Below are 16,609 nucleotides of genomic sequence, written 5' to 3' on the forward strand. Positions count from 1 at the left end.
GCCCCTGTACGCCGCGGCTGGCATCCTACGGCCCGGTAATCACTTCGAAACCGGCCGCTTTCCATTCGGGAAAGCCATCCTCCAGGCGCCGCACGGTGAAGCCCAGCGCCCTCAGTTTTTCCACGACCTCGAAGGACCTCACGCAATACGGGCCTCGGCAGTAGGCCACGATCTCCCTGTCCCTGGGCAGGTTGATCAATGCCGCTTCCAGTTCCGAGGCGGGAACGTTCAAGGCACCGGGAAGATGGCCCAGGGCGTACTCCGACGAAGGCCGAACATCCAGAAGGGTCACTCCATCCGTCGCCAGGCGCTCCAGCAGCGCTTCGCGCGATACGGGTTCAAGGGCATCGCGCTGTTCGAAGAAGTCCCGCATGACACCCTGCACTTCGGCAACATTGCGCTCGCCGAAGCAGCCCAGCGCCCGCAGCAGCGCAACGACCTCGGCCTCCCCGGACAGGCTGTAGTAGATGCGCTTGCCCTGGCGATCGGGCTCCACCAGCCGGGCCCGCCGCAGCAACTGCAGGTGCCGCGAGGTATTGGCCACGCTCAACCCGGTCGCCTCCGCCAGCGCCTCGACGCTGCGCGGCCCCTGCGAAATCGCCTCCAGCAGCTCCAGCCGGTGAACATGCCCGATCGCCTGGGCGACGTCAGCCAGGGCGTGATAGATCGCCTGCCTGGGCTGGGGGATTGACTTTGCCTTGTCCATACTCAAACATTATGCATATTGATTGAATGTTAGTCCAGTCACTGGCTGAACCCGCGTCACGGCACCCATCCTATCCAAGAAGCGTCCCCATGCCCGGCAACCCCATGCATCGGCAGGTGTTCCTGCTGGCCAGCGCCCAGGCGCTGTTCCAGATTGTCTCGGTGATCGTCATGACCGTCGGCGGGCTGGCGGGTGCTCACCTCGCCCCTGCCCCGCAATGGGCCACCCTCCCCATCGCGACCATGTTCCTGGGAACGGCATTGACCACCTTCCCCGCCGCCATGTGGATGGCCAGGGCCGGGCGGCGGGTCGGATTCATCTGCGGCTCGCTGCTGGGCTTGGCCGGCGGCGGCATTGCCGCACTGGGAATCGCCCGCCATTCGATGGCCTTGCTGGCTGCCGGCACGCTGCTGGTGGGGGCATACCAGGCCTTCGCGCAGTTCTATCGTTTCGCCGCCAGCGAGGTGGCAGACGAAGCGTTCCGCCCCCGGGCGATTTCGCTGGTGATGGCCGGCGGCATCATTGCGGCGCTGGTCGGGCCATCGCTGGCCCGCCTGGGCGGCCCGTTGTTGCAGGCGGAATATCAAGGCTCCTTCATCATCCTCGCCGTGGTCTCGCTGGTGGCGACCGGGGTGCTGGCGGGATTGCGAATGCCGGCCACCTCGAAAACCGAGCCGGGTGAGCCCGCTGGGCGCCCATGGCAGCAGATCGTGTTCCAGCCCGCGTACCTGGTGGCGCTGTTCGGCGCTGCGACCGGCTATGGAATCATGATCCTGGCGATGACGGCGACGCCGATTGCCATGGTCCACCACCATCACGCCCTTGGAAGTGCCGCGACGGTGATCCAGCTCCATGTGCTGGGCATGTTCCTGCCCTCGTTCTTTGCCGGATCGCTGATCGCTCGTTTTGGCGCTGTCCGCATCATGCTGGCCGGTGCGGTGATCTTCGTCGGGCATGTACTGATGACGACCACCGGCACTGGATTCGGGTCCTTTGCGACGGCGCTGGTCATGCTCGGCGTGGGCTGGAACTTCATGTACGTGGGAGGCACGGCACTGCTCACCACGACCTACACGCAGGCCGAGCGCGCCCGGGCACAGGCGATCAACGATATGACCATCTTCGTTGTGGGTCTGGGCTGTTCGTTTGGTGCGGGAGGCCTGTTGGATGCGCTTGGCTGGCAGCGCATGAACCTGGTGCTGGTTCCGTGGCTGCTTGCCGCGGCAGCGGCACTGGCCTGGCTTGGGCGTAAAGGGCGGCGCGCCGCCCTGGCATCGGGTGTGTAGACGAGGTGTTGCGCTGCTCGAGGGTCATTACTGTGACGCGTCACGCTCGAGCGGAACTCAGCCCGCGATCCCCAGCCCCTTGCCCGCCGCGTCCAGCCGCAACGAAGCCAGGTAGCGGCAGTACTTGCCGATGAACAGGCCGGTGAACCCACCCGACAGCAGCAGGTACGCCGCGCTGGCGCCGGCATGGGTGGTCAATGCCGGCGACACCGCAAAGGCGACTTCGAAGCCGTACTTCACCAGGAACGTGACCAGCAGCAGCGGCAACACGCTGTAGTCCGCATTGCGCCAGAGCTTCCCGGTGGCGCTGTCGAACGTCAGTTTCACGTGGCCCAGCAGCAGCCACCCCAGCGCCGCGCCCGAGCCGATGCCGGCCAGCCACTCTCCCCAGGCACTCAGGGACATCCCGTAGCGGTGACTGATCGACCAGGCGCCCCAGACGGTGAACAGCACGGGCACGACGGCCAGCTTCTGCAGGGAGGTTTCGCCCGGCTTCATGGCGGCAATGCCGCGCGTGACCAGGAAGGCCAGAAGCAGCCAGACCCAGGTCGGCGTCTGCGAGGCAAGGTGCTGGAGCATGTTCATGGGTCGTCCCTCTGCTGAGTGGTGGCGGAGCGTCTCCGTCTTGGCGCTCACTATTCGCTTCCAGCCGGGTTGCGGCCAGTGACAGCTGTCAGCCATCGCGGATTACGCTGCGACGCGCACCAACTCAGCCCCCTGTGGCCACATGCCGTTAACGGCCCGCCCCTATGCTGAGGCTTCATTGGAAGCCCACGAGGCACGATTCATGACCAAGCTGCACACCCTGCTGCTGACCGGCGGCCTGCTCGCCTTGAGCCCGCTGGCCGCGGCCGAGAGCGTGAACCTGACCAACAGCGCCGACGGTGCCAACCGCGAAGCCGGCATCACGGCGGTGAAGAAGAAGCTGCAGGATGCGTGTACCGACCGCAAGGGCTCGCCCGATGCCGCCTCGTTCGAAGTGGTGTTCGAGAAGACCAGCGAAAACCCCAACGTGCCGAAGCCCTACTATGTGGACGGCCGGATGAAGTGCGACCTGCCGGGCTGAAGGGCCAGGCCCTACTCCTGTTCCAGCTCCTTCAATACGGCGCGCAGGCGCGCATCATTGGGCGCCAGCGCCGCCGCCGTGCGGTAGCTGTTGATCGCCTGCTTGCGCTGGCCATTGGCCCGGTAGGCTTCGCCCAGGCTGTCATGCACATTCGCCGATTGCGGGTGCGCGCGCGCATTCCACTGGAACACGGCCACTGATTCCGGCACGCGCTTCATCCTCAACAGCCGATAGCCCAGTGAGTTCAGCGCCTGCTCGGAGGTGTCGTACTGGCTGGCCGCAGGCCCCAGTGCCTCATAGGCGCGGGTCATGCCCGGCACACCCGATGACAGTGCGGCCGGCACCAGCAGGGTGCCCAGATTCTTCCGGGCCAGGGTAACCGGCATGCCGTGCAGCACGCCCATCAGTTGCTTGCCGAGGCTCGCTGCGGTTTCGCCCTGCCAATAGTTGTCCAGCACGATCACCACCGACTGGTCCTGCCCGGCGCGGAGCCAGTAGGTCTGGTAGCCCGGAACGCTGCCTGTATGCGATTCCACCGGGTAGCTGCCACCTGCAGGCAAGGGCCAGTTCTCCACTTCCCAGCCGTAGCCATAGCCCGAGCGATGGTTGGTCCACATGGCCTGCCGCGAAGGCGCGCTCAGCAGCGAATCATCCTGCAGGGCCTGGTCCAGCCGCAGCAGATCGTCAACGGTGGAGTACAGGCCGGCGGCCGAGAACGAGACGCTCGGATCGATGGGCATCGGGCGCGCCAGGCTGAAGTCCGGCCGGGTCTGGTAGCCGGTCGCCAGGCGCGGAATGAGTGCGCTGGCGCGGTACAGCCCGCTGTTGGTCATGCCGGCCTTGTCCAGGATCCGGCGCTGCAGGTTGGCTTCGTAGCTGGCACCCGTTGCCTTCTCGATGATCAGGCCGAGCAGGAAGTAGCCATTGTTGTTGTAGCGCCACTCGGCCCCCGGCGCGCTCTGCAGCGTGCCAGGAATCCACGCTTTGGCGAAGTCATCGGGCGCCAGGGAGAGCCGGGCCTGCGTCTGCCACCACGGGTCTTCGTAACTGCGCGGCAGGTCGGCAATGCCGGACGTGTGATTCAACAGCTGTGCCACCGTGACCGCAGCTGCGGGCGTGCCGGCATAGAGCGCGGGCAGGTACTCGCCCAGTGTGCCGTCCAGCCGCAATGTGCCTTCCTGCACCAGCTGCATCACCAGGATGGCGGTGATCGGCTTGCTCAACGAGCCGATGCGGAAGACACCATTCTCGACGTTCGGCACCTGCCATTCGCGGTTGGCCAGTCCATGGGCGCCCCGATACAGGATGCGCCCGTGCTGGGCGACAAGCACGACGCCGTTGAAATCACGATTCGCTGCATAGCTGCCCACCAGCTGCGCGATCTCGGCCGGGCCAGCGGCCGCCCTCGCCTGCCCGGCGATGCCGGCCAGCAACACCAGCGAACCCGCCGCTGCGGAAACCACCCTCAGCACTGACCGCTTCCACTCCATGGAGAACTGCAGGATGGCGTTGGGCATCTACCTACCTCACGAGTCGATGCCGCAGTGTAGCGGTGCCGGGCTGCTGCGAACGCGGCCCGGCCGCCATGACTGATGGCCTATGAGGGGCTGGACGCCGGTGCGTGCCGTCGGTAGCGCTCGATCCACGCCAGCGATGCTGCGATGCCGCCAAACGGGAAGAAGTGCGGACTGACCGCGCCATGGGCGTCGGTCAGCCCCCGCACGAGGCGGTCGACAAACACCTCCGGCCCGGCCGTTCCCAGCAACCGGCCGATCGAGATGCCGTACCGCGCCAGCATCGAGGCACTGGCTCCCACGCCACACATCGCGGCGTAGCGCGCCAGCCGCGTGATGCTGGCCGGCCCTGGCACGCCCACCAGCACCGGAACGCGGATGCCGCGGGAGCGCAGATCATCCAGCCAGGCCAGGACGATGTCGGCATCAAAGGCGAACTGGGTGATGATCAACGGCGCCATGCGCCGCGCCTCGATGGCCTGGCACTTGCGTTCAAGCACCTGCCAGCGCTCGCCACTGCCCATCACCGGGTGGCCTTCCGGGTGCCCGCCGATGGCGACCACCTTGATGCCGGAGCCTTCGAGAATGCCGGTGTCGATGATCGCGGCACTGTCGGCGAACGGCCCGGCCGGCGCCGCCAGATCGCCGGCGATCAACAGGCATCGTTCCACCCCGGCCTCGCTCGCGGCACGCTGCATGAAACGCTCAAGCGCAGCCCGCGACTCGATGCGGCGCGCCGACAGATGTGGCATCGGCTCGAAACCCAGCTGGCGCACGATGCGTGCCGCTGCCAGCCGCGCGTTGTCGTCTTCGCTTGCCAGGTACGGAATGGAAATGGTCGTGCCCGGCGGGATGCGATCTGCTTCGGCGCGCAACGCAGGCAGGGCCTTCGCGCCGACCTCCAGCGAATACCTGTTGATGAAAGCCGCTGCCTGGGCAGGCGCACGTGCGGACATCACCCGCCCCCGCGCACGTTGCTGGCGATGGGCGTGCTGTTGCGGGCCAGTTCGACGAAGGCCTGCAGGTAGTCGATGGTGGTGTCCGCCTCGCGTGCCCCCAGGTAGATCTGCTTGGGTATGCCCTTCGCACCCAGGCGCACCGGCACCACGTCCATGCGCGCGGCGTACTCTTCCACCAGCCAGCGCGGCATGGCGGCGACCCCGCGCCCGCTGGCCACCATCTGCATCATGATGTCGGTGGTTTCAATGGTCTTGTGGCGACGCGGCGTGATGCCGGCCGGCAGCAGGAACTGGTTGTAGATGTCCAGCCGCTCGAACGGCACCGGGTAGCTGATCAGCACCTCCTGGCCGAGCTGGCGCGGCTTTACGTGGTCGACCCTGGCCAGGGCATGGCTGCTGGCCACCACCAGAACCTGCTCGTAGTCGAACACGGGCACGAACTTCAGGCCGGGCTTGAGCAGCGGATCGGGGGTGACCAGCAGGTCGATCTCGTAGCCGAACAGCGCGCCGATGCCGCCGAACTGGAACTTCTGCTTGACGTCCACGTCCACGTCCGGCCACGCGGCCAGGTAGGGCGAGACGATCTTCAGCAGCCACTGGTAGCAGGGGTGGCATTCCATGCCGATGCGCAGCGCGCCGCGCTCGCCCTGTGCGAACTGGCCCAATCGCTCCTCGGCCAGGTCCAGCTGCGGCAGCACGCGATTGGCCACCGCCAGCAGGTACTGCCCGGCCTGGGTCAGGCGCAGGCTGCGGCCTTCGCGCAACCAGACATCGGTACCGAGCTGCTGCTCCAGCTTCTTCATGCTGTGGCTGAGCGCCGACTGGGTCAGGTTGAGGACGCCGGCAGCGGCGGTCAACGAGCCCTGCTGCTCGACCTGCTGCACGATGCTGAGGTGGATCCGCTCCAGCATGATGATGAATCCCGCTCATGGATTGGTGAAGTAATACCATTTTACGTCATGGAAGGGCATGGCTAGCATCGGCTCATGCCTTCGGTTGCCTGTACGCCCGGCCACCCCGCCGGCCTGCAGGACTGCGTCCGCGCAGACCACCCGAAGCAGCCCCTCCCCAGCTGAAAGCAATCCGATGACCCGCCCCCTCCGTATCGTCGCCGTTTCCGGCGGACTGCAGCGCCCCTCGCGGGCTGCAACCCTGGCCGAGCACCTGCTGGACCTGATCGGCGAAGACATTGCCTGCGAACCGCACCTGATCGAGCTGGGCGAGCTGGCGCCGCAGCTCGCCGGTGCGCTGTGGCGCTCGCAGCTGCCCGAGGCGGTGGAGCGGCAGCTGGCCGCGGTCGAGCAGGCCGACGTGCTGGTGGTGGCCACGCCGGTCTACCGCGGCTCCTACACCGGGCTGTTCAAGCACTTTTTCGACTTCATCCACCAGGACGCGCTGGTCGATACCCCCATCCTGCTGGCCGCCACTGGCGGCAGCGAACGCCACGCGCTGGTGATCGACCACCAGCTGCGGCCGCTCTTCAGCTTCTTCCAGGCCCGCACCCTGCCGCTGGGCGTCTATGCCACCGACCGCGATTTCGCCGATGGCCGCGTGCACAACGAGGCGCTGATGCAGCGGGCACGGCTGGCGGTACAGCGGGCGCTGCCCCTGCTTGCCCTGTCCCATCGCGTCGCGCCGGCCACCGCCGAGATTGCAGCAGCCCTTTGAATGCCGAATGCCGCAGAGCGGCATTCGGATGTGACCCCGCAACCCGGAACGCCCCCCATGACGACCGACGACTTTACCTTCAGCATCACGCGCATCCCCTTCAACGAGGACTACCAGCCCGCTGATGGCACGCGCATCACCACCAATTTCGCCAACCTGGCCCGTGGTGCCTCGCGGCAGGAAAACTTGCGCAACACGATCAGCATGATCAACAACCGCTTCAACGACCTGGCCCATTGGGACAACCCCAATGCCGACCGTTACGCGGTCGAGCTGGACATCATCTCGGTGGAGATGCACATCGACGGCGGCGATGGCAGTAATCCGTTCCCGCTGATCGAAGTGCTGCGGCCGACCATCGTTGACACGCAGACCGGCACGCGCACCGAAGGCATCGTCGGCAACAACTTCTCGTCCTACGTGCGCGATTACGACTTCAGCGTGGTGCTGCCGGCCAGCAACGAGGGCAAGGCCACCTTCGGCATTCCGGACGGCTTCGGCGACCTGCACGGCAAGCTGTTCAGGCACTTCCTGGCGTCGGACGCCTACCGTGCCAACTTCAGCAAGGCGCCGGTGATCTGCATCAGCGTGTCCAGCAGCAAGACCTATCACCGCACCGAGAACCATCACCCGATCCTGGGCGTGGAGTACCGGCAGGGCGAGTCCTCTCCCACCGACCAGTACTTCGACAAGATGGGCCTGCAGGTGCGCTACTTCATGCCGCCGGGCAGCGTCGCGCCGCTGGCGTTCTACTTCCGCGGCGACCTGCTGGGCGACTACTCGAACCTGGAGCTGATCGGCACCATCAGCACCATGGAAGCGTTCCAGAAGATCTACCGCCCGGAGATCTACAACGCCAATTCGGTGGCCGGCAAGGTCTACCAGCCCAGCCTGAAGCACCAGGACTATTCCTCCACCCGCATCGTCTACGACCGCGAAGAGCGCAGCCAGCTGGCGGTCAAGCAGGGCCGGTTCACCGAAGAGCACTTCATCAAGCCGTACCGCGCCGTGCTTGAGAAGTGGGCTGCCCGCTGATCCATCGATTTCCATTCGCCCCCAGGAAACAACACGCAATGTCGACGAAGAAACTGCTCCCCACCTCCACCGCCGGCAGCCTGCCCAAGCCATCCTGGCTGGCGGAGCCCGAAAAGCTCTGGTCGCCCTGGAAGCTGCAGGACGACGCCTTGACCGAAGGCAAGCAGGACGCGCTGCGCCTGTCCCTGCAGGAACAGCAGCATGCCGGTATCGATATCGTCAGCGACGGTGAGCAGACCCGGCAGCACTTCGTGACCACGTTCATCGAGCACCTCAGCGGCGTCGATTTCGAGAAGCGCGAGACCGTGCGCATCCGCAACCGCTACGATGCCAGCGTGCCCACCGTGGTCGGCGCGGTCAGCCGCCCGAAGCCGGTGTTCGTGGAGGATGCGAAGTTCCTCCGGCGGCAGACCTCGCAGCCGATCAAGTGGGCCCTGCCCGGCCCGATGACCATGATCGACACCTTGTACGACGCGCACTACAAGAGCCGCGAGAAGCTGGCGTGGGAGTTCGCGAAGCTCCTCAATGAGGAAGCCAGGGAGCTGGAAGCTGCGGGCGTGGACATCATCCAGTTCGATGAGCCGGCCTTCAACGTGTTCTTCGACGAAGTGAACGACTGGGGCGTGGCCGCCCTGGAACGGGCCGTGGAAGGCCTGAAGTGCGAAACCGCCGTGCATATCTGCTACGGCTATGGCATCAAGGCCAACACCGACTGGAAGCAGACGCTGGGCTCGGAGTGGCGCCAGTACGAGGAATCGTTCCCGAAGCTGCAGACCTCCAGCATCGACATCATCTCGCTGGAATGCCAGAACTCGCACGTGCCGATCGACCTGATCGAACTGGTACGCGGCAAGAAGGTGATGGTGGGCGCCATCGACGTGGCCTCCAACACGGTTGAAACGCCGGAGGACGTGGCCAACACCCTGCGCAAGGCGCTGCAGTTCGTGGATGCCGACAAGCTGTATCCGAGCACCAACTGCGGCATGGCGCCGCTGCCGCGCGAGGTGGCCCGCGGCAAGCTGCGCGCGCTCAGCGCCGGGGCGAAGATCGTGCGTGAGGAGCTGTCGGCCTGACTTCGCTGCGAGGGCCCCGCGGCACTGGAGCCTGGCCCGAAACCGGCCAGGTTCCCGTTCGCACCTGCACATCAGGCCTGCGTGGCGAGACTGCACGCAGTGCCAGGGCCTGCCTGATGCGGTCGATCTCTGCCGTCCCGGCGGTAGCCAGGCGCCGGGCCTGTTGCCGCTGCTCGCGGCTGAGCGGCCCCGGCGACGCGTCGGCCACCTGCGGTGCGCGCGCGCCGACCAGGCGTGCCACCGCTTCGCGCAGCGGCACCTGCGGGTAGAGTCGCACCGCCCACCAGCGTTCGGCACAGCGCCTGGCGTGGCCGAGGCTGCCGGCGGCAACACACTTGGCCTGCGACCGCAGTCGTGCATGCAGGTACAGCCGGACGCCGGGCGCGGGATCCGGCACGATGCTCGCCAGCGGACGCCCGTTCCACCACAGATCCCAGCGCCCGCCGCGCTGCATCCAACCGGCGCGGCGCGCGGCGGTCCGGTCATCGGCGTGGTCGAGAGCAGCGTGCATGGGCGAAAGCATACGATCTACGGTCGCACGGACTGAGATTGGGATCGCCTTGCGGTCGGCTGCCCTGTTCGCTATCGCCCGGTATTCACCAACCCGGGCCGAGCAGCTTGGATACCTCGATTTCAAGCCGCTGCGCCGCTTCGGTCTGCGATGCCACCTTGATGCACAGCCCAGACTGCGCCGGCCCCGGCTTCAACTGATAGCGATTGATGGTGCCGCCACCCTCGCCGTCGAGTTCCACGCGCGCCACCAGCGTCCGGCCGTTGGCAATGAAGGTCCAATCCTGATAGTCGAACATCGCGCTTCCACAGATAAACACGTCACGTGATTGCCACTCTATGCGCGGCGGCGGTGAAGAACCGCCGAAGAAAGCGTTCGCGGCGCGTGGGCGCCACCGCTCAGCGCAGCGTCTGCGCCAGTTGCAGGACGTCCGCGAAGAAGCCGCTGTAGTCGTCGCGCGGGCCCTCGTGGGTGTCGCGCCGGTGGATCAGGCGCACCGCCACCACCCGTTGTTCGGGGATGATCAACAGATACTGGCCGAGATAGCCGTTGGCGGCGTACCCCACGACCGGGCCGCGTGCGATGTCGTAGAGGTCGGCGAGCTTCAGGCCGCGTCCGGTGATCTCGGTGCCGTAGCGTTGTGCCCACTCCGGGCCCAGCCGTTCGGCCAGCGCTGCGATCAGTGTGGTCCTGCTGTCGAAGCTGCGTCCGGCCGTGGTCTGTATCGCCTCCTGCACGCCGGCTTCGACGCCGCGCGCGGACAGCAGATCGGCCAGTTGTGGCTTCAGCTGATAGCGCTCCCATGCTGGAATCCGCCACCACAGAAGTCCCACATCGGGCGAGCGTGCACTCTCAGCGGTCAGCAGCGCCACCGACCGCGCGCTCATCAGGCGCGTTCCATCCGGCGCCACACCGTCATCCAGCAGCAGTTGCCCGATGGCCGCCAGATCGTCCGCACGCAATGACAGGCCGGCCATGCCCAGCGGAGTGCCGGCCTCGTCCTTCATCCACGTGTAGTGGGTGATGCCCAGCGGCTTGAACAGGCGCGCGTCCAGATACGCATCCAGCGGCTGGCCGGCCAGCCGCTGCACGATCCCCGGCAGAAGGTTGGTGGCCTTGTTGTTGTACGAGAAGGTGCTGCCCGGCGCGTGGCTCAGTTCCGCAGCCAGGGCCAGCTTCACCAGGTCCGGCGCACCTTCCAGCTCCTCGCCGGCATTGGCCACGTTCTGCAGGCCCGAGGTATGGTCCAGCAGCATGCGCACGGTGATGGCCCGCTTCTGGCCCTGCTTCCACTCGGGGTAGAGGTGGCTGACCGGTTCGTCGATCGAGGCCAGCTTGCCGTCGTCGAGCAGCAGGCCGATGGCCAGCGCCATCACCGACTTGGTGGCTGACATCAGATGGACGGCATCCGCTCCACCGGCCGGCGTCAACTCAAGTAGGGTTTTCCCATCGTGCCTGACCAGCACCGCATCGGAGTGCGCGGTGCGCGCGTTGCGCTCGATCGTGCGAAGCGCATCGTCAGCGGGGGTTGCAAGGGCAGTCAACGGGATCAGCAGCGCCAGCCCGAGGATGCGGGAGAAACGGTATGCGGATGTCATGAGGGCCTCATTCGGTGAACGCGATTCCAGCATGACTACAACTGTAGTCATGCTGCAGTGCCTGAAGTCATGCCGGCGTCTGCGCGACGCAATCATCACGGCGGGACACGCATAACTCGCCAACCCGACACCCGCCGTGGTGCCCCTGGATTGACGAATCGCCGCCGTGACCGCACAGCCCGCTGCCCCCGATATTGCTGCTCGCGCAGAGCACGGTCTGGATGGACTGAACTTCCTCCTCGCCGACGTCCGCGACGGCCTCGGGCCCTATCTCGCGATCTACCTGTTGGCCGTGCACCACTGGCAACCGGCCAGCATCGGGGCAGTAATGACCGTGTCAGCGGTGGTCGGCCTGCTGACCCAGACCCCGGCCGGTGCATTGATGGACCGCATCGACGCAAAGCGTGCGGCGCTTGCACTGGCCGCGATACTGGTCACCGGCGCCTGCCTGCTGCTGCCGTGGATGGATTCGTTCACGCTGATCGCGTTGACCCAGGCGCTCAGTGCCATGGCCGCTACGGTCATCGCGCCGGCCATTGCGGCCATCTCGCTGGGCGTCGGCGGTCCCCGCGCATTCGCCCGCCGGATGGGACGCAATGAAACCTTCAACCACGCCGGTAATGCAGCGGCCGCACTGCTGGCCGGCGCCTTGGCATATCTGTGGGGCCCGGTGGTGGTATTCCCGCTGATGGCAGTGCTGACCGTGGCCAGCCTGGCGGCACTGCGTTCGATTCCGGCGCAGGCGATAGACAACCAGCGCGCACGTGGCATGGACGCTGCCACCGACACCGATCACACGCCCGCGTCGGCATGGCTGCTGCTGCATGATCGCAACCTGCTGGTGCTGGCCGCATGCTGCGCACTGTTCCATCTGGCCAATGCCGCAATGCTGCCGCTGGTGGGCCAGAAACTGGCGCTGAGCACTCCCGCCCTGGCCACTACGATGACGGCGGGCTGCATCGTGGCCGCGCAACTGGTGATGATCCCGATGGCATGGCTGGTCGGGGCGCGTGCCGACACATGGGGACGGCGCCCACTGCTGCTGGCAGGCTTCCTGATCCTGCCGATCCGCGCGGCGCTGTACCCGTTGTCCGATGCACCCGCATGGCTGCTGGGCGTGCAATTGTTGGATGGTGTGGGCGCGGGCCTGTTCGGCGCGCTGCTGCCGGTGATCGTCAGCGATCTGACCGAGGGCACCGGCCGCTTCAATGTCACGCTCGGCGCCGTCTCCACCGTGTTCGGCGTGGGGGCAGCATTCAGTCCGGGCCTGGCAGGCCTGGTGGTGCAGTTCGCAGGGTATGATGCCGCCTTCCTGGCACTTGCCGTGATTGCAGCGGGCGCGTTCCTGCTGGCGATGCGCGTACCGGAGACGGGCCGCGCATCCGCGCGTCGGCGCAACTGAGACCTCCTCCTGCATGCTCACTTCTTCTTCCCTCATCATCTGGGCCGCCGTCGCCATTGCCACCGCCGGCCTGCTGTTCCGGCCGTTGCGCATTCCGGAATACGTGTGGGCGCTGGCGGCTGCCGCGTTGCTGACACTCAGCGGCGCGGTGTCAGCGGCCACGGCATGGGGCGCGGTGGCCGAGGGCCGCGACGTCTACCTGTTCCTGGTCGGCATGATGGCGCTGGCCGAACTGGCCCGGCGCGAAGGCCTGTTCGACTGGCTGGCGCTGTATGCAGTCCGGCATGCCGGCGGCTCGGGGCGGCGCCTGTTCGACCTGGTGTTCCTGGTCGGTACGCTGGTGACCGTGTTCCTGTCCAACGATGCGACGGCGGTGGTGCTGACGCCGGCCGTCTACGCCGCCTGCAAGGCGGCGCGCGCCAATCCCCTGCCCTACCTGTTCGTCTGCGCGTTCATCGCCAATGCGGCCAGCTTCGTGCTGCCGATCTCCAATCCGGCCAACCTGGTGGTGTACGGCGCGCATATGCCGCCCTTGCTGCAGTGGCTGGGGCAGTTCGCGCTGCCTTCGCTGGCGGCGATCGGTGCCACCTACCTGGTGCTGCGCTGGGTGCATCGACGCGAGATAGCGCAACCGCTGGTGGCGGCGCCCGAGCACCGGCCGCTGTCCGAGGGCGGTCGCTTGAGCGCGTGGGGCGTTCTGTTCACGGGCAGCGTACTGCTGCTGACCTCCGCCCTGAACGGCCCACTCGGCCTGGCCACGTTCTGCGCCGGTGCGCTGAGCGTGGCGGTGGTGGCCATCCGCCAACGCAGCAGCCCGCTGCCGCTGCTGCGGCACGTGTCCTGGGGCGTGTTGCCGCTGGTGGCCGGACTGTTCGTGCTGGTGGAAGCGGTGGCGCAGACCGGGGTCATCCAGGCGGGGGCCGACGCGCTGCAGGCGGTGGCACAGTCATCGCCACGCCAGGCTGGCTGGCTGGCCGGTGGTGCCGCCGCCGTGCTCAGCAACCTGGCCAACAACCTGCCGGTCGGACTGGCGGCGGGCTCGCTGGGCCAGATGGCCGAGCTGCCCGCACAGACGCGCGCAGCCCTGTTGGTGGGCGTGGACCTGGGCCCGAACCTGTCGGTGACCGGCTCGCTGGCCACGATGCTGTGGCTGGTGGCGCTGCGCCGCGAAGGTGAGCATGTCAGCGCGCTCGACTTCCTGCGCGTGGGCGTGCTGGTGATGCCGCCGGCGTTGATCGGCGCGCTGTTGCTGCTGTAGCCGGTAGGCGCGTCTATCGGGTCGAGCGGGCGGCGATTCTTTCGACCAGGGTATCGACAGCCGCTTCCATGGCGCGTGCCGTCTGCTCGCCACTCTGGTTGGTGATGACGAAGATGCCCAGATCGTGCTTCGGCATTATGTAGATATAGCACTGCGAGCGCGGCACGCCGCCGTGGTGGGCGTAGTAGGTGCCCTTCAGGCGATCGCCGGAAACGATGTTCCAGAAGTAGCCGACGCTGAACGTATCGTCGAACCTGGCCAGCGGTCGATGCGACTCCTTGACCACGGGCCCGTTGGCCAGCTGCCATTGAAGGTAGTTCAGCATGTCCGGAGCGGTCGCTTTCACATTGCCGGAGGCGCCCCATGGCAACTCGGGCATGGGCGTGGTCGGCACCGGGTTGTCGCTGTGGTAGCCAACCGCCAGCCGCGGCGCTTCGGCATCGCCCAGCACGATCCTGACCCCGTCCATTGCCGCCGCGTCACCGAAGAAGCCACGCAGCAGCGACTCGTAGCCGCCCGGGTAGACCCGTTCCAGAATGTGCGCAGTCAGCTGCGATCCAGCGCTGGAGTACGCGTACTCCTTGCCGGGCATCCGTGGAATCTGCACGGTGTGCAGATCCCTGAGGAAATCCGTCTTGCCGTAGCCTGCGTAGAGGGTATTGAGCGCCGCCGGCGTGCGGTGCTCGGTGAAGTCCTCCAGCACCGTGTTGGCACGCTCCGGCAGCATGTTCGGCAGGCCACTGGTGTGCGTCAGCAGATGGCGGACGCGGATGGGTTCGCCCTGGAACTGCAGGTTCGGATAGTTGCCCGGAAGGTAGGAGCGAACGTCGTCGTCCAATCCCAACCGGCCTTCCAGCACCGCATTGGCGACCAGCGTGCCAGCCAGGGTCTTGCTGAGCGAGCCAATCTCGTAGAGCGTGGCATCGGTCGGTGGACCCGCTTTGCCGGCCACCATGTCACCTCGATGGCGGATGAAGGACTGACCCCGGTACACCACGGCGATGGATGCCGAGTGCAGCAACGGCTGTTCGATCAGGGTCTGTGCCACCGCATCGATGTCCGCGCCAAGATTCCCTGCCGGCGCGTTGGCGCCGGTGCAACCCACGCCCAGCAGCGCGGCGGACAGGGCGAAGGCATGCAGCCAGCACCTGCTGCGAACAGTCATTGAAGTGGCGTCCATGCGTGGGCGAAGGTGGAAGCGAGGGAACGGGGGGCTCACCATAGCCGATCGCCTGCAACCGCTGGAGGTGCCATCCGACACCTCCAGCACCGTTCAACCCGCGCTGCATTGCCGCAGGCTTTGCACTACCCTCTTCTTCAACGCTGGTAATCCTTCAGGAACAGCCAGGTAATCAACGTGGCGTCCGGGCCCTTCGGATCGGTGAACGGCAAGCCGGACTGGCTGCCACTCCAGGCATGCCCCATGCCCTGCACCACGTAGTGCTGCGCCAGCGTGCGCCCGCCATAGGTGTAGGTGTCGACCGTGTACGCGCGCCCGCCCGGTACCTGGCCGTGATGGGTGCTGGTCGGCACATACTTCACCGAGTCATTGTCCTGGCCGTCATCGGCCAGATCGTTGGTCTGCAGGAACTGGCGCACGGCCTGCTGGCCGTTCACCGGGTTGACGGTGAGATCGGCGCTGCCATGGAACACCAGTAGCGGCAGCGGTCGCGGCGACGGCGATCCGGAACACTGCCAGGCCAGCCGGCCGTTGCTGTCGGGCGAGTAGATGCTGCCTGCCAGCAGTGCATAGGCGCTGCCGGAAATCGTGGTCGCGCCCTTGAACATGCCGCCGGAATGGATGGCACCGGCGGCAAACACGTCCGAGTAGCAGGCCAGCATGATCGAGGTCATCGCACCGCCGGCGGAAATGCCGGTGACGTAGACGCGGTGCGGATCAACGCTGTAGCCCGCCTTCACCTTTTCCACGATGCCGGCCAGGATCGCCGCTTCGCCGCTGTCGCGCGCCTGGTTGATCGGCAGCTGCCAGTTCCAGCAACGCGCCGGGTTGGCGGTGACGTTCTGTCGTGGGTACACCACGATGAAGCCCTCGGTATCGGCCACATCGTTGAAGCCCGAGGCCTCGCCCATCAGGTTCGGCCCGGTCACGCAGCCGTGCAGCACCAGCAGCAGCGGAAGCGGCTGGGCGTCGTCGTAGCCGGCAGGTACCCAGACCTGGTACTCGCGGGCGCCGAACAGATTGCCGTACAGGCCGATGTCCCAATGTCCGGCCGGGCCTGCAGCGGAAGCGCTGCCCGCTGCCAGGCAGAGGCACAGCATCAGCAGCACCCGCTTGATCGAATCGATTGTGGAGTTCATGACCAGATCCTCCTGCGTGGGTCGTGGATGAAGGCGTACCGGGGAGCGTTCCCGGCTGGGGGCGCCCCCAGTATCCGCATCCCATGGCCACTGCCGACTGGACCTAGGTCCACTCGCTGGCGGCGGATGACACCGCTAGCCTTGGCTGCAGGGATGGCAAGGGGCCATCAATACGGACATGCCTGGGGGAGGAGTGGATGAAGCGGAACGGTTT

The 16,609-nt window shown here is 66.6% G+C and carries 17 protein-coding genes; 7 read left to right on the top strand and 10 right to left on the bottom strand.

Going from position 1 to position 16,609, the window contains the following annotated elements; translation table 11 throughout:
* Positions 1-25: 25 nt before the first annotated feature.
* Positions 26-706 (bottom strand): metalloregulator ArsR/SmtB family transcription factor, encoded by a 681-nt coding sequence (locus tag N7590_RS04300; protein ID WP_164241258.1) that lies wholly within the window; start codon positions 704-706, stop codon positions 26-28.
* 89 nt (positions 707-795) lie between these two features.
* Here N7590_RS04300 and N7590_RS04305 point away from each other — a divergent pair, with 89 nt between their 5' ends.
* Positions 796-1,992, top strand: coding sequence for an MFS transporter (locus N7590_RS04305; RefSeq protein WP_164241257.1), 1,197 nt, complete (start codon positions 796-798; stop codon positions 1,990-1,992).
* A 57-nt stretch (positions 1,993-2,049) separates the two neighbouring features.
* Here N7590_RS04305 and N7590_RS04310 read toward each other — a convergent pair whose 3' ends face one another.
* Positions 2,050-2,577, bottom strand: coding sequence for a DUF6622 family protein (locus tag N7590_RS04310; protein WP_164241282.1), 528 nt, complete (start codon positions 2,575-2,577; stop codon positions 2,050-2,052).
* Between the two features lie 202 nt (positions 2,578-2,779).
* Here N7590_RS04310 and N7590_RS04315 point away from each other — a divergent pair, with 202 nt between their 5' ends.
* Complete coding sequence (locus N7590_RS04315) at positions 2,780-3,058, top strand: hypothetical protein (protein WP_164241256.1); 279 nt, start codon at positions 2,780-2,782, stop codon at positions 3,056-3,058.
* Positions 3,059-3,069: 11 nt separating this feature from the next.
* Here N7590_RS04315 and N7590_RS04320 read toward each other — a convergent pair whose 3' ends face one another.
* The 3 genes from N7590_RS04320 to N7590_RS04330 all read right to left on the bottom strand — a co-directional run bounded on the left by N7590_RS04320 (position 3,070) and on the right by N7590_RS04330 (position 6,442).
* Positions 3,070-4,575, bottom strand: a complete 1,506-nt coding sequence (locus N7590_RS04320) for a serine hydrolase (RefSeq protein ID WP_164241255.1) — start codon at positions 4,573-4,575, stop codon at positions 3,070-3,072.
* Positions 4,576-4,655: 80 nt separating this feature from the next.
* Positions 4,656-5,528: a methylenetetrahydrofolate reductase gene (locus N7590_RS04325; protein WP_164241254.1), complete on the bottom strand. Its 873-nt coding sequence runs from the start codon at positions 5,526-5,528 to the stop codon at positions 4,656-4,658.
* The gene (locus N7590_RS04330; protein WP_053449798.1) at positions 5,528-6,442 is read right to left on the bottom strand and encodes a LysR family transcriptional regulator; all 915 of its coding nucleotides are present in this window, start codon (positions 6,440-6,442) and stop codon (positions 5,528-5,530) included. The genes N7590_RS04325 and N7590_RS04330 overlap by 1 nt, the downstream gene beginning before the upstream one ends.
* A gap of 175 nt (positions 6,443-6,617) precedes the next feature.
* Here N7590_RS04330 and msuE point away from each other — a divergent pair, with 175 nt between their 5' ends.
* The 3 genes from msuE to N7590_RS04345 are packed head-to-tail and all read left to right on the top strand — an operon-like array spanning position 6,618 to position 9,307.
* Positions 6,618-7,199, top strand: a complete 582-nt coding sequence (gene msuE, locus N7590_RS04335; protein ID WP_164241253.1) for an FMN reductase — start codon at positions 6,618-6,620, stop codon at positions 7,197-7,199.
* Between the two features lie 57 nt (positions 7,200-7,256).
* A complete protein-coding gene (locus tag N7590_RS04340; RefSeq protein WP_164241252.1) occupies positions 7,257-8,234 on the top strand; it encodes a DUF1852 domain-containing protein in 978 nt (325 codons plus the stop codon).
* A gap of 38 nt (positions 8,235-8,272) precedes the next feature.
* The gene (locus N7590_RS04345; protein ID WP_164241251.1) at positions 8,273-9,307 is read left to right on the top strand and encodes a methionine synthase; all 1,035 of its coding nucleotides are present in this window, start codon (positions 8,273-8,275) and stop codon (positions 9,305-9,307) included.
* Here the strand turns inward: N7590_RS04345 and N7590_RS04350 are convergent.
* The 3 genes from N7590_RS04350 to N7590_RS04360 all read right to left on the bottom strand — a co-directional run bounded on the left by N7590_RS04350 (position 9,264) and on the right by N7590_RS04360 (position 11,416).
* Complete coding sequence (locus tag N7590_RS04350; RefSeq protein ID WP_239544221.1) at positions 9,264-9,818, bottom strand: hypothetical protein; 555 nt, start codon at positions 9,816-9,818, stop codon at positions 9,264-9,266. The genes N7590_RS04345 and N7590_RS04350 overlap by 44 nt on opposite strands.
* An 85-nt stretch (positions 9,819-9,903) precedes the next feature.
* Positions 9,904-10,116 (bottom strand): hypothetical protein, encoded by a 213-nt coding sequence (locus N7590_RS04355; RefSeq protein ID WP_053508503.1) that lies wholly within the window; start codon positions 10,114-10,116, stop codon positions 9,904-9,906.
* A 100-nt stretch (positions 10,117-10,216) separates the two neighbouring features.
* Entirely contained in the window at positions 10,217-11,416 is a 1,200-nt protein-coding gene (locus N7590_RS04360; protein ID WP_080375924.1) for a serine hydrolase domain-containing protein, read from the bottom strand.
* A gap of 166 nt (positions 11,417-11,582) precedes the next feature.
* Between N7590_RS04360 and N7590_RS04365 the strand changes: the two genes are divergently transcribed.
* The gene (locus N7590_RS04365) at positions 11,583-12,818 is read left to right on the top strand and encodes an MFS transporter (RefSeq protein ID WP_204275100.1); all 1,236 of its coding nucleotides are present in this window, start codon (positions 11,583-11,585) and stop codon (positions 12,816-12,818) included.
* A gap of 13 nt (positions 12,819-12,831) precedes the next feature.
* Complete coding sequence (locus tag N7590_RS04370) at positions 12,832-14,076, top strand: arsenic transporter (RefSeq protein WP_164241249.1); 1,245 nt, start codon at positions 12,832-12,834, stop codon at positions 14,074-14,076.
* A gap of 13 nt (positions 14,077-14,089) precedes the next feature.
* Here N7590_RS04370 and N7590_RS04375 read toward each other — a convergent pair whose 3' ends face one another.
* On the bottom strand, positions 14,090-15,241 hold the full coding sequence (locus tag N7590_RS04375; protein ID WP_230078888.1) for a serine hydrolase domain-containing protein: 1,152 nt from the start codon (positions 15,239-15,241) through the stop codon (positions 14,090-14,092).
* Between the two features lie 152 nt (positions 15,242-15,393).
* Positions 15,394-16,395 (bottom strand): PHB depolymerase family esterase, encoded by a 1,002-nt coding sequence (locus N7590_RS04380; RefSeq protein WP_164241248.1) that lies wholly within the window; start codon positions 16,393-16,395, stop codon positions 15,394-15,396.
* Positions 16,396-16,609 lie beyond the last annotated feature (214 nt).

The sequence above is a fragment of the Stenotrophomonas sp. GD04024 genome, from assembly GCF_029837545.1.
GTDB classification, from domain to species: domain Bacteria; phylum Pseudomonadota; class Gammaproteobacteria; order Xanthomonadales; family Xanthomonadaceae; genus Stenotrophomonas; species Stenotrophomonas forensis.

Coding starts and splice junctions, on each gene's coding strand:
- N7590_RS04300 (WP_164241258.1), bottom strand. CDS start 706: ATGGACAAGGCAAAGTCAATCCCCCAGCCCAGGCAGGCGATCTATCAC.
- N7590_RS04305 (WP_164241257.1), top strand. CDS start 796: ATGCCCGGCAACCCCATGCATCGGCAGGTGTTCCTGCTGGCCAGCGCC.
- N7590_RS04310 (WP_164241282.1), bottom strand. CDS start 2,577: ATGAACATGCTCCAGCACCTTGCCTCGCAGACGCCGACCTGGGTCTGG.
- N7590_RS04315 (WP_164241256.1), top strand. CDS start 2,780: ATGACCAAGCTGCACACCCTGCTGCTGACCGGCGGCCTGCTCGCCTTG.
- N7590_RS04320 (WP_164241255.1), bottom strand. CDS start 4,575: ATGCCCAACGCCATCCTGCAGTTCTCCATGGAGTGGAAGCGGTCAGTG.
- N7590_RS04325 (WP_164241254.1), bottom strand. CDS start 5,528: ATGTCCGCACGTGCGCCTGCCCAGGCAGCGGCTTTCATCAACAGGTAT.
- N7590_RS04330 (WP_053449798.1), bottom strand. CDS start 6,442: ATGCTGGAGCGGATCCACCTCAGCATCGTGCAGCAGGTCGAGCAGCAG.
- msuE (WP_164241253.1), top strand. CDS start 6,618: ATGACCCGCCCCCTCCGTATCGTCGCCGTTTCCGGCGGACTGCAGCGC.
- N7590_RS04340 (WP_164241252.1), top strand. CDS start 7,257: ATGACGACCGACGACTTTACCTTCAGCATCACGCGCATCCCCTTCAAC.
- N7590_RS04345 (WP_164241251.1), top strand. CDS start 8,273: ATGTCGACGAAGAAACTGCTCCCCACCTCCACCGCCGGCAGCCTGCCC.
- N7590_RS04350 (WP_239544221.1), bottom strand. CDS start 9,818: ATGCACGCTGCTCTCGACCACGCCGATGACCGGACCGCCGCGCGCCGC.
- N7590_RS04355 (WP_053508503.1), bottom strand. CDS start 10,116: ATGTTCGACTATCAGGATTGGACCTTCATTGCCAACGGCCGGACGCTG.
- N7590_RS04360 (WP_080375924.1), bottom strand. CDS start 11,416: ATGACATCCGCATACCGTTTCTCCCGCATCCTCGGGCTGGCGCTGCTG.
- N7590_RS04370 (WP_164241249.1), top strand. CDS start 12,832: ATGCTCACTTCTTCTTCCCTCATCATCTGGGCCGCCGTCGCCATTGCC.
- N7590_RS04375 (WP_230078888.1), bottom strand. CDS start 15,241: ATGACTGTTCGCAGCAGGTGCTGGCTGCATGCCTTCGCCCTGTCCGCC.
- N7590_RS04380 (WP_164241248.1), bottom strand. CDS start 16,395: ATGAACTCCACAATCGATTCGATCAAGCGGGTGCTGCTGATGCTGTGC.